A 12131-nucleotide genomic window follows, 5' to 3' on the forward strand; every position below is an offset into this window, starting at 1 on the left:
ACGCCTGAAAACTCAGACAACGCGACGGTCACGCCACTCGTCGCGTTGTTTTCGCATCCACTCCAGGAAAAGCGTCACCTTTCGCTGCCGCAGGTGAGAATGCGGGCAAACGATCCATTGGGTAACGAGCTTGATGCGCGGTGCGTCGATGACGGGGCAGACAAGCGCCCCGGTGCTCAGTTCCCGTTCCATCATCAGCGTGCTTTCCAGCGCGACGCCCAGACCGCCGGCCGCGGCGTCGATGGCCATATGGCTGCGGTCGAACAGCACGCGCCGCCATCTTTTGTCTGAATGCACGCCCGCCATCGGGAACCAGTGCGTCCACTGCGCTTGCGCCTTCACCGAATGAATGAGCCGCAGTTCGAGCAGATCGGCGGCCTGAAGGCTTCCGGTGGCGGCATAGTCCGGTGAGGACACCGGCAGGAATTCCTCTTCCACCAGCCCTTCCACGAAGAGGCCCGGCCAACGACCATCGCCGTGGCGCAGCTCCACATCGACGATCTCCTGCGAAAAATCGGTCGGCTCGTTGGTGCCGTCCAAGCGCACTTCCAGTTCAGGATGCTCCTCCAGAAAGGAGCCGAGACGCGGCAGAAGCCATTTGTTGGAAATGGTCGGCGTCGCCCGGATCGTCAGTGCCGTGACGGAACGGAAACCGCGAATGCTGTCGGTGGCGTCGGATATCTGCTCGATCTGGGCGGTGATCATCGAAAAATAGCGCTCGCCCGCTTCCGTCAATGTCACCTTGCGGCCCGTCCGCGCCATCAGCGTCGTGCCGAGCTGGCCTTCCAGCAGCTGGATCTGCTGGGAAACGGCCGAAGGTGTCACGCTCAACTCTTCCGCCGCCCGGGAAATGCTGCCCGCCCTTGCCGCGGCGTGGAAAACGAGGATCGATTTTATCGGGATTTGCATGGGTAGGGCTTTGCTCAACGGAATACGGCGGTCACCCGAGTATCACAGGTGACCGCCGTGTTGAAAAGCGTTGAACGCGAGGCTTTTAGCGGTGGCTCGGCAGTTTCGGCAGGAAGACCGTCAAAAGGCCGAGCAGCGGCATGTAGGAGCAGATGCGGTAGACGAATTCAATGCCTTCCTTATCCGCATAGACCCCCAGAACCGCAGCCCCGATGCCACCGAAACCGAAGGCGAAACCGAAGAACATGCCGGCGATGAGGCCGACGCGGCCCGGCACAAGCTCCTGCGCGAAAACGACGATGGCCGAGAAAGCGGAAGAGAAGACGAAGCCGATGACGACGACCAGAACGGCTGTCCAGAACAGGTTCGCATAGGGCAGCATCAACGCGAAGGGAATGACGCCGAGGATCGAGAACCAGATGACGACGCGCGAGCCGAAACGGTCACCGATCGGGCCGCCGAAGAACACGCCCAGTGCCGAAGCCCCGAGGAAGAGGAACAGCAGTACCTGCGCGTCCTGCACGCCAAGGCCGAACCTGTCGATGGTGTAGAAGGTGAAGTAGCTCGACAGGCTGGCGAGATAGGCATTCTTGGTGGCGGTCAGAACCACCAGCACCAGAAGCGTCATCATCACGGTTCCGCGTGAGAGCGGCAGGGCGCGGCTGGCCGGAGCCTTGCCGACGGTTGCGCGGCGGTGGCGGGTATACCAGACGCCGACCCAGGAGAGCACGCCGAAGCCGAGGAGCGCAATCAGCGAGAACCAGCTGAGGCTCGACTGGCCCAATGGAATGACGATGAAGGCGGCGAGCAGCGGGCCGATGGCCGTGCCGGTATTCCCACCCACCTGGAAGAAGGACTGCGCCAGACCATGGCGGCCGCCGGATGCCAGGCGGGCAACGCGCGAGGCTTCGGGATGGAAGATCGCCGAGCCGATGCCGATGAGGCAGGCGCCAATCACCAGAACCTCGAAACTATGGGCAAAGGCGAGCGTGATGAGGCCGGCGCAGGTGGAGAGCATGGCCACGGGCAGGGAAAACGGCATGGGCCAACGGTCTGTCACCATGCCGACGACCGGCTGCAGCAGCGATGCCGTGACCTGAAAGGCGAAGGTAAGCAGTCCGATCTGTACGAAATCGAGCGCGTAATTGGCTTTCAGCAACGGGTAAAGCGACGTCAGCAGCGATTGCATGATGTCGTTCAGCATGTGGCAGAAGCTCGCGGCTGCGATGATTGAAAACGCCGTGCGTTGCGGGTTGAACCCGGTGCTGGTGACGGTGGCCATAAATTATCCTCTCCAGATCCCCGCCGATGAAACGGGAAACATGTCTTTATTTGCTCCCGCTTTTATTCATATTGTGTCTGGCCTGCATTTGTGTTCTGGACGAGTTTCTTTGTGAGTGGGCCAAATGGCAAAAATCAAATCGCGACAGACAGTCGGTGTGACGCTCGAGGAGCATGAGCGCAGCCTGAAATTGATCGACGGCACCAATGAGCCGGTGCTGGCGCTCCATCGCATCTATCCGACGGGGCATCGCACTCCGCCCCATAACCATAGTCGCGTGCAGATATGGTGCGCGCGCCGGGGGGTGGTGCTGGTCAGCACGGCGGATGGGCGCTGGATGATACCGCCGGGTCACGGGCTGCTCATTCCCGCCGGTCTGCAACATGAGGCCGAAGTCATCTCCAATGTCGAGATGCACTCCATCTACGTCCATCCCGATCTCTTCCAGGCAACGTCTCCAAGGGTCGTGGAAATAACAGATCTCGCCTCGAGCCTGATTTCCGAATTGCTGGCCGAGGAACATCAGCCAGCTGCTTTTCACCGGCAGGGTCTCGTGCGCGCACTTTTGCTGGATGAAGTGAACCGCCTGCCGGAACGCCCTTTGGGTTTGCCATTTCCGGACAATCAGCGGCTGGCAGCGCTTTGCCGGGATTTCCTCAACAGGCCCGTGGCGCGGGTGGAGATCGATGACTGGGCGGCGGCCATGGGTATCAGCCGCCGGTCCTTTACGCGTCTGTTTCGCAAGGAACTGGGGGTGAGCTTCGCCACATGGCGTCAGCAGGCCTGCATCTTCGCCTCCCTGCCGCGGCTGGCGGCGGGGGAGGCCGTGACGAACGTGGCGCTGGATGCCGGTTATGAAAACATCCCCGCTTTTACAACGATGTTCCGGCGAATGCTGGGCAGCTCGCCCCGGGCTTATCGCCAGGCGGCGCGGCAGCGCAGCGCCGCTTTTCCCGATTTTGAAGAGATGGGTGGCTAAGGGTTGGGGTGCTCACTCAACCTCATCCCTGTGACGAGCACAGGAATGAGGAGGGTACCCTAAGCCGCCGCCGCCCGCATGTCGCGGCGGAAATCGGAGGGCGACATGCCTGATATCTGGCGGAATGCCTTGTTGAATGCGCTGACCGAGCCAAAACCGCTTTCCATGGCGATCTGCAGGATATTGTCCTTGCCCGTCATCAGCATGGCCTGCGCGCGCGAAAGACGGAGCAGGGTCAGATATTTGATCAGCGTCATGCCGGTGGATTTGCGGAACAGGTTCATCGCATATTTCGGGTGAAGCGCGGCGGCGCGGGCGATGTCGGTTGCGTCGATATCGTCGAGGAAATTGGCGGCAATGAAATCGCACATGCGTACCACGCCGATGGAGGGCGCCATGCCCTCATCATTCTCTCTGCGTTTGCCGCTGGCGGCGGAAGATATGACGGCGTATGGCTCGAGGAACATCCGCTCGACCCTGAGCAGCAATTCTTCCACCGCGTGCTGGGCTTTCGCCGGGTCGCCGGAGGTGACATAGCGAAACCAGCGGCCGAAATTTTCGGCGTCTGCCTTGTCCGTCTCAGCACTCACCATCGTCGCACCGCCCATCAGCAGGCTGGAAACGGTAGCGGGCAGGCGCATGCGGAAAAAGTGCACGAGCGGAAGATGCGCGCCGGCGTAAAACGAATCGTCGGAAGAGTGGTCCATCTGGTGCGGCTGGCCACCCCAGAAGATGCACATCTGGCCGGAATTAAGCGTAAGGTCATGATCGCCCATGCGATAATGCACCGATCCCGCCATCACGTAATTCACCTCCACCTGCGCGTGCCAGTGTGGCCTGAGCATGATGGGCGGGTGATTGTGAAAAAGCTGAAGGGTTGTCGGCATGCCTTCGATGCTGCTTGCACCCGGCTGGTAGAAGGCTCTTTCAGCAATCTTACTTTCCGCCAAATCGATGTTCCCTTTTTACGAGACAGATTTCCTGCCGCCGGTAATGTGCCCATGTTCGCTGAAGAACGGCAATTGAAAAAGGGAGGTTTTCAATGTGCTTGAAATTTCTTGGCGCGTCTACAGCTGTGCTGCTTCTTACAGCCCCGGCTTTCGCGCAAACCGAAACCGTCACCATCTGGAGCTGGAATGTCGCGGCTTCCGCGCTGAAATCCACGGTAGAGGGCTTCAACAAGCAGAATCCGGATATCAAGATCGTCGTTGAAGACCTTGGAAACAATCAGGTTTTTGACAAGACGCTGGCTGCGTGCGCCGCCGGGGGCGATGGTCTTCCTGATATCGTCACCATTGAAAATTTCGAAGCGGAACTGTTCTGGAGCCGTTTCCCAGACTGTTTCGCCAATCTGACCGAGCTTGGCTATACGCCTGAGAAACAGGCGCTTTTTCCTGATTTCAAGCGCACGGAACTGGAGGTTGACGGTGTCGCCTATGCGGTTCCGTGGGACTCCGGCCCGGTAGCGGTTTTCTATCGCCGCGACTTCTATGAAAAGGCGGGCGTCGATCCGGCCACCATCAAGAGCTGGGATGATTTCATCGCCGCCGGCAAGAAGGTCATGGCTGCCAATCCCGGAACGGTCATGGCGCAGGCCGACTTCAACGGCGATAGCGAATGGTTCCGCATGATCGCCAATGAGCAGGGATGCGGTTACTTTTCGACCGATGGCCAGAACATTACCATCAACCAGCCCGCCTGTGTCGCGACCCTTGAAAAGGTCAAGGAAATGAAGGACGCCGGCATCATCACGGCGGCGATCTGGGATGAAAAGATCCAGGCCAATACCGCCGGCAAGGCGGCAAGCCAGATGTATGGCGCCTGGTACGAGGGCACGATCCGCTCCGGCTCGCCCGATCTCGCGGGCAAATGGGGCGTCTATCTGATGCCGAGCCTCACGCCTGACGGTCCGCATGCGGCCAATCTCGGCGGGTCTTCGCTGGCGATCAGTTCGACGTCCGACCACAAGGAAGCCGCATGGAAATACATCGATTACGCGCTGACCACGAATGAGGGCCAGGTGACGATGCTGAAATCCTTCGGCCTCGTTCCCTCGCTGCTGTCAGCCATCGACGATCCCTTCGTGAAGGAGAAGCACCCCTATTGGGGCGGGCAGGCGGTCTGGACCGATATTCTCGCCACGCTGCCGAAGATCGTTCCAAGCCGCGGCACGGCATTCCAGTCCGATGCGGATGCGATCTACAAGGCGACGCAGACGAAATATTTCGCAGGTGGCTATCCCGATGCGAAGGCTGCGCTCGATGATGCGGCAAAGCAGATCGAAACGGCCACGGGGCTGCCTGTCGCGCAGTAAGCCGGCGGCCAGGACCTAGCGGGTGCCACGGGCTTCTTCTCCCCGATGGGGAGAAGTCCGCGGCAGCGGGATGAGGGGGCAACGTTGGTGATAGATCGCGAGCTAACCCCCTCATCCGACCCTTCGGGCCACCTTCTCCCCCTTGGGGAGAAGAAATAGGCCGCACCGCCCTGCAATGGTCTCGCCCTCGAAATCGGGCAGGCCTCCAAGCTTTTCCATTTATCCGGTCCATGTCCGGCATCTGGAGGTCGTCATGCCGTCTAGGAACAGGATCGCTTATGCGTTCCTTGCGCCCTATCTCCTGATTTTCGCCACCTTCTGGGTCTGGCCGATCATCAGCTCGTTCATGCTGTCGTTCCAGAATACCCGCATTAACCCGTGGCGGTTTGCACCTTCCATGAACTGGGGGCGGCTCGTCTCCGATCCGGCATTTTATAACGCGCTCTACAATACGCTGATCATTCTGGTCATTCAGGTGCCGGTCATGATCGCGCTCGCCACCGTCATGGCGGTGCTCCTGAATTCGCCGCTGCTGAAAGCGCGGCCGCTCTATCGTTTTGCCTTCTTCGCGCCTGTCGTTGTCGGCGAGGTGGCCTATGCGGCGGTGTTCCGGCTGATGTTCAGCGCCGATTTTGGCATCATCAACAAGCTCATCACGTCAGTCGGCCTTGCGCCCATCTCGTGGTTCGACAATGCCAATGCGGCCATGGCGCTGGTCATCATCGCGGTGACCTGGCGCTGGGCGGGGTATAACGCCATCATCATTCTCGCCGGTCTGCAATCGATCCCCGGCGATGTCTATGAGGCGGCGACGCTGGACAAGGTGAGCAAGCGCCAGCAGTTTTTTCATATCACGCTGCCGCTCCTCAAGCCCATCATCCTGTTCTGCGTTGTCCTGTCGGTCATCGGCACCATGCAGCTCTTTGCCGAACCCTTCCTCATCACCAACAGGGGCGGGCCGGGCGGCGGCACGGAAACGCTGGGACTTTTCCTTTATCGGCAGGGCTTCACCTCGCTCAATTTCGGGTACGCCTCGGCCATCGCCTACACCATGGCGGCGCTCGCCATCGCCATTTCGCTGCTTAATCTCTGGGTCGGGAGGGAGCCGAAATGAGATCGAAATCGAGATCGCTTTTCTGGCAAAAGATCGCGCTGCACGCGGTGCTGACGCCACTTGCCGTCATCTGGCTGTTTCCGCTGTGGATGATGTTCGTGTTCTCGACCATGCCGGATTACGGCATCTTCAGCCCCGATATCGTTCTGGTGCCGTCCACCAACTTCATCGAGAATTTCAACAACCTGCAGGCGGATACGAATTTCCTCAGGGCCATGTTCATCTCGATCACCGTCGCCTGCATTTACACCGTCCTTTCGGTCTTCCTGACGTCGATGGCGGGCTGGGCGCTGGCGCGTTACCGTTTTGCGGGACGCGGCGTGGTGATCGCCATCATTCTCGGCACCATCACCCTGCCGTTTGCAGTCGTCGTCATTCCGCAATTCATCATGGTGGCGCGGGAATTCAAGCTCGCCAATACCTGGGTAGCGCTGATCGTGCCGCCGCTCTTCAACTCGCTCGGCGTGCTGTTCATGCGGCAATCCTTCTCGATGATGCCGACGGAGCTTTTCGATGCCGCGCGGGTGGAAGGCGTCAAGGAATGGCAGATTTTTCTGCGCATTGCTTTGCCCTTGGCGCGACCCACCATGGCGGCGCTCTCCATCATTCTCTTCCTGGCCTCGTGGAACAATTACCTCTGGCCGCTTCTCATCAATTCCCGCCCAGGAATGATGACCGCACCCGTGGCGCTTGGCACCCTTATCGGGCTCACCAAGGTGTCATGGGGCGGCATCATGGCCGGCGCGGTGCTGCTGACCGCACCCATTCTCGTGGTTTTCGTGGTCCTGCAGCGTCACTTCATCGCCGGCATTTCAGCCGGGGCAGTCAAGTAAGGGGAGGCCGCATGGCGGAACTTTCGCTCAAAAACGTGGTCAAGCGATACGGTGCGCTGGAGGTGATCCATGGCGCCAATCTCGAGGTGAAAGACGGGGAATTCGTCGTTTTTGTCGGCCCGTCCGGCTGCGGAAAATCCACGCTTCTCAGAATGATCGCGGGGCTGGAGGATATTTCCGGCGGCGATATCGTGATTGGCGGCAAGACGGTCAGTGATGCTGATCCGGCCGATCGTGGCATTGCCATGGTGTTCCAGTCCTATGCACTTTATCCGCACATGACGGTAGCCGAAAACCTCTCCTTCGGCCTCAGGATGAACGGCAACCCAAAGGCCGATACGGAAAAGCGGGTCAACCGCGCCGCCGAAATCCTGCAGATCAATGAACTGATGGATCGCCGGCCGAAACAGCTTTCCGGCGGCCAGCGGCAGCGTGTGGCCATCGGCCGGGCCATTGTGCGCGAGCCGCAGGTCTTCCTGTTCGACGAGCCTCTGTCCAACCTCGATGCGGAACTGCGGGTGCAGATGCGCGTCGAAATTTCGCGCCTGCACAAGCAACTCGGCACCACGATGATCTATGTGACGCATGACCAGACCGAGGCGATGACGCTGGCCGACAAGATCGTGGTCCTGCGGGCGGGCAATATCGAACAGGTGGGTGCGCCGCTCGATCTTTACGATGATCCCGCCAACCGCTTTGTCGCCGGCTTTGTCGGCTCGCCGAAGATGAACTTTCTCGACGCCACTGTCATCGGCGGCGGCGCCGACAGCGTCACGCTCGCCCTCGACAGCGATCCTGCGGTGCGGCTGACTTTGCCGATCAAAGAGCGCGTCAACGAGGGCGCCAGGGTCTCGCTCGGCATCCGGCCGGAGCATTTTGCCGATGCGGGCGGGGGCGATGCCGATCTCTCCGTGCATGTCGATGTCGCCGAGCATCTCGGCAATACCAGCTATGTCTATGCCAGAACCGAAGGCGGCGAGCAGCTCATCATCGAGCGGCCGGAATCGCGTGATGTCGGCAATCGCGACCGGCTGACGGTCGGCCTTTCCGCCCGCCGGGCTTTCCTTTTCGACAGCAAGGGCGAACGCCTGCGCTGAACCCTTTCCCGAGCACCCAAGACCGATACGAAAGACGAGGATTTCATGACCACCGAACAACCGATCCGCTGGGGCATCATCGGCCCGGGCACCATCGCCAGAACCTTTGCTGACGGTATCGCCCATTCCCGCACCGGCAGGCTGGAGGCCATCGCCACGCGCAATCCGGACAAGCCCGGCCTTGCCGAAGCTTTTCCCGGCGCGCGCATTGTGAAGGGTTACGATGCGCTGCTTGCCGATCCCGATATCGACGCGGTCTATATCGCCACGCCCCATACGGGCCATGCCGAGTGGGCAATCAAGGCAATCCGGGCGGGCAAAAACGTGCTGGTGGAAAAGCCGATCGCGATTTCCGCTTATGACGCCGACGCCATTTTCCATGAGGCGAAAAAGGCCGGCGTTTTTGCCGGTGAAGCCTATATGTATCGCCTGCATCCGCAGACGGCGAAACTGCTGGAACTGGTGAAAGCCCGCGCGGTGGGCGATATCCGCATCATCCGCTCCAGCTTCGGCTTCAACATGGGCTCGTTCCGGGCCGATCACCGGCTGTTCGCCAATGAATCCGCCGGCGGCGGCATTCTCGATGTCGGCGGTTATCCGGTTTCCATGGTGCGGATGATCGCAGGCGCTGTGGATGGAAAGCCTTTTGCGGAGCCCGAAAAAGTGGCGGGTGCTGCCCATCTCGGCCAGTCGGGCGTTGATGAATGGGCCTCGGCCGTGCTGAAATTCCCAAACGGCATCGTCGCCGAAGTCTCGTGCTCGATCATGGCGGCGCAGGACAACGTGCTGCGCATCATCGGTTCGGACGGCCGGATCGAGGTCAGGGATTTCTGGTTTGCCGCCGGTCACAAGGGCGGCACCGGGCGGATCGATATCATCAGGGGCGACAAGGTGGAAACCATCGAGCTGTCGGAGGATCGCTGGCTTTATTCCTTCGAGGTCGATGCGGCGGGCGAAGCAATTCGCCAGGGTAAAAAGGAATTCGATGCACCCGGCATGGCCTGGGCGGACAGCCTCGGCAACCTGCGCGTCATGGACCAGTGGCGGGCTTCCGTCGGGCTGGAATACAGCGTCGAAAAGGCGACGTCGCGTATCGCCAATATAGCCGGTGGTAAGGTTGTATCCGGAAATACGGTCCCGAAGCGGCAGATACCGGGCCTTGCCAAGCCCGCTTCGGTAGTCGCGCTCGGCTTCGAATTCTTCCCCAATTTCGCCCCCGCATCCCTGACGCTCGATGCGTTTTACGAGGCCGGCGGCAATCTTTTCGATACGGCCTATGTCTATGGCGGCGGCAAAACGGAGGCGATTTTCGGCGACTGGCACACCAGCCGCAACGTGCCGCGCGAAGAGATCGTGCTGATCGGCAAGGGTGCGCATTCGCCGCTCTGCTATCCCGATATGATCGCCAAACAGCTAGATCAGTCGCTGGAGCGTCTGAAGACGGATTATGTCGATGTTTATTTCATGCATCGCGATAATCTCGACGTCCCGGTGGGCGAGTTCGTTGATGCCATGGATGCCGAGGTTCGGCGCGGGCGCATTCGCGGCATTTTCGGTGGCTCGAACTGGACGCGCGAACGGATGGATGAGGCCGCGGCTTACGCGCAGAAGAACGGCAAACAGGCCCCCGGCGCACTTTCCAACAATTTCTCGCTTGCCGAAATGCTCGATCCCATCTGGGCAGGCTGCGTGGCGGCATCGGATGACGAATGGAAAGAATGGCTGAAATCTCGACAAATCCCAAATTTCGCCTGGTCCAGCCAGGGGCGCGGTTTCTTCACCGAGCGGGCAGGGCGGGACAAGCATGACGATGAGGAAATCGTCCGCGTTTGGTATTCCGACCGCAATTTCGTCCGTCGCGATCGGGCGATCGAGCTTGCGCAGAAACTCGGGCGCTACCCAATCCATATCGCTCTCGCTTATGTCATCGCCCAGCCTTTCCCGGTCATCCCGCTGATCGGGCCGCGCACGATTGCGGAGCTGGAGGATAGTCTTTCGGCGCTGGATATTGCGCTGACGGACGAGCAGGTGAAGTGGCTGGAGGCGTAAGAGTGGATTGAGGCTGCGGATTTATCTGCCGCCTCTTTCAGATAGGGCAAGCTGTTGCGGCATATTTCTTCTCCCCGCCGGGGAGAAGGTGGCCCGAAGGGTCGGATGAGGGGGCAAGCTCTCCTGATATCTCGACCCTCGCCCCCTCATCCCGCTGCCGCGGACGTCTCCCCGGCGGGGAGAAGAAACAAGGGGCATCCGCTCGCTCACACTGATGAATCTCAGGGTTGAGACATCATCTTCCACCTTCTTTCCTATCCCGGTGACTGCTAAAGCGTAGGTTCAAAACCTGCCGCCAAACAATCACCGGAGTTCCCATGAGCGATATCGACCGAGGCCGCGCCCAGCAGCTGATGCGGGAGGCGGAGATTGATGCGCTGGTACTGTTCCAGCCCGAGGCCTTTCGTTATGCGGTTGGTGCGCCTGCCGGTGTTGCGACCATGTGGGGCAAAGCGGGTTCCGCAATTGCGCTGGTGCCTGCCGATGCCGGGGCAGGGCTGGCCGCCGTCGTCAGTGATCATGCCGCGCCGATCATCAGGAGGGCGGCACCTGATATCGATCTGCGCTGCCATCGCATCTGGATCGATTTGGTCGATCTTTCGGGTGTGGACACCATCGCGCAGGTGGATGATGCCTATCGCCGCAACAATTCAGGTGGGCCGCGGCCGGAGACATTCGATCGTACCGCCTGCTTCGGCCTGCTCTCCGATCTGCTGCGGGAGCGCGGACTGTCCGCGGCGCGCATCGGTGCCGACCTTGAATTCATGCCCGCCGCCGATTTTTTCGCCCTGCGTCAGGCGCTGCCCGAGGTGAACTGGGTTGATGGTTCGACGGTGTTGAAACGTCTGAGGGCGGTGAAATCCCAACGCGAGATCAAACTTCTCAGGCAGGCGTCAGCCGCTGCCGAGGCGGGGTTGGTCGAGATGGCAGCCGCCGTCCGACCGGGGGCGGCCCTTGGTCAACTCTCTGCCGCCTGGAAATCCGGCGCGCAGGCATATGCCGCAAAATCCGGTTTTTCGTTGAGCGGGCATTGGGACTACATTTCGGTCGGCCCGGCTTTGTCGGATATGACGGCAGCGGTCGCGCCGGGTGCGCTGATCAAGGCCGATGTGGGCACGCTGGTGGACGGTTATTCTTCGGATGGCGCGCGGACTTTTTCATGGGGGCCGGTTTCGCCTTTGGCGGGCGATATCTTCAAGGCTCTGGAAGCGGCCTTCGCCCGCGGGCTGGACGCGCTCCGCCCGGGCAATACATTCGGTGCAGTGCACGCCGCCATGCTGGCCTCGATGCGCAAGGACGGCTTCGGTGAATATTATCGCGGCCACTTCGGCCACTCCGTTGGTGGCAGCGTGGGTATCGAGGAATGGCCGTTCTTTTCCCACGACAATCCGGAAGTCATCCTTCCCGGCATGGTCGTTGCGCTCGAAGCGCCGTTTTATGGGGAAGGCGTGGGTGCGTTGATGATCGAGGACCAGTTCCTCGTCACCGCATCTGGCGCAGAGTGCATGAACAGCCTGCCACGCACCCTGCGGGATTTATCTGCGGACTGATCGC

10 protein-coding genes are annotated in these 12131 nt (G+C 60.5%); 7 read left to right on the forward strand and 3 right to left on the reverse strand.

All coding sequences use genetic code 11. The annotated features are described in order from the left end of the window. Positions 1-12: 12 nt before the first annotated feature. Both WA845_RS12385 and WA845_RS12390 read right to left on the reverse strand, forming a co-directional pair. Positions 13-909, reverse strand: a complete 897-nt coding sequence (locus tag WA845_RS12385) for a LysR substrate-binding domain-containing protein (RefSeq protein WP_337322344.1) — start codon at positions 907-909, stop codon at positions 13-15. 85 nt (positions 910-994) lie between these two features. Beyond that, positions 995-2191 carry an MFS transporter gene (locus tag WA845_RS12390; RefSeq protein ID WP_004445010.1) on the reverse strand — a complete coding sequence of 399 codons (1197 nt, stop codon included), beginning with the start codon at positions 2189-2191 and terminating at the stop codon, positions 995-997. A 124-nt stretch (positions 2192-2315) separates the two neighbouring features. Between WA845_RS12390 and WA845_RS12395 the strand changes: the two genes are divergently transcribed. Further along, complete coding sequence (locus WA845_RS12395) at positions 2316-3170, forward strand: AraC family transcriptional regulator (protein ID WP_004445008.1); 855 nt, start codon at positions 2316-2318, stop codon at positions 3168-3170. Positions 3171-3229: 59 nt separating this feature from the next. On the opposite strand, the gene WA845_RS12400 is transcribed toward WA845_RS12395, so the two are convergent. Then, entirely contained in the window at positions 3230-4120 is an 891-nt protein-coding gene (locus WA845_RS12400) for a helix-turn-helix domain-containing protein (RefSeq protein WP_034496639.1), read from the reverse strand. A gap of 92 nt (positions 4121-4212) precedes the next feature. On the opposite strand from WA845_RS12400, the gene WA845_RS12405 reads away from it, so the two are divergent. From WA845_RS12405 to WA845_RS12430, 6 genes are all read left to right on the forward strand, one after another. Next, positions 4213-5484, forward strand: a complete 1272-nt coding sequence (locus WA845_RS12405) for an ABC transporter substrate-binding protein (RefSeq protein ID WP_337322345.1) — start codon at positions 4213-4215, stop codon at positions 5482-5484. Between the two features lie 253 nt (positions 5485-5737). Next, positions 5738-6598, forward strand: a complete 861-nt coding sequence (locus tag WA845_RS12410) for a carbohydrate ABC transporter permease (RefSeq protein WP_022562661.1) — start codon at positions 5738-5740, stop codon at positions 6596-6598. Next, positions 6595-7431: a carbohydrate ABC transporter permease gene (locus WA845_RS12415; RefSeq protein WP_035210329.1), complete on the forward strand. Its 837-nt coding sequence runs from the start codon at positions 6595-6597 to the stop codon at positions 7429-7431. The genes WA845_RS12410 and WA845_RS12415 overlap by 4 nt, the downstream gene beginning before the upstream one ends. An 11-nt stretch (positions 7432-7442) precedes the next feature. Further along, the gene (locus WA845_RS12420) at positions 7443-8528 is read left to right on the forward strand and encodes an ABC transporter ATP-binding protein (protein ID WP_064263405.1); all 1086 of its coding nucleotides are present in this window, start codon (positions 7443-7445) and stop codon (positions 8526-8528) included. 45 nt (positions 8529-8573) lie between these two features. Continuing rightward, positions 8574-10577 carry an aldo/keto reductase gene (locus WA845_RS12425; protein ID WP_112557384.1) on the forward strand — a complete coding sequence of 668 codons (2004 nt, stop codon included), beginning with the start codon at positions 8574-8576 and terminating at the stop codon, positions 10575-10577. A 317-nt stretch (positions 10578-10894) separates the two neighbouring features. Then, positions 10895-12127 (forward strand): M24 family metallopeptidase, encoded by a 1233-nt coding sequence (locus tag WA845_RS12430; protein ID WP_064263402.1) that lies wholly within the window; start codon positions 10895-10897, stop codon positions 12125-12127. The last annotated feature ends 4 nt before the right edge of the window (positions 12128-12131 follow it).

Origin of the sequence: Agrobacterium sp. CMT1 (assembly GCF_037203725.1) — a bacterium.
Classification (GTDB): domain Bacteria; phylum Pseudomonadota; class Alphaproteobacteria; order Rhizobiales; family Rhizobiaceae; genus Agrobacterium; species Agrobacterium pusense.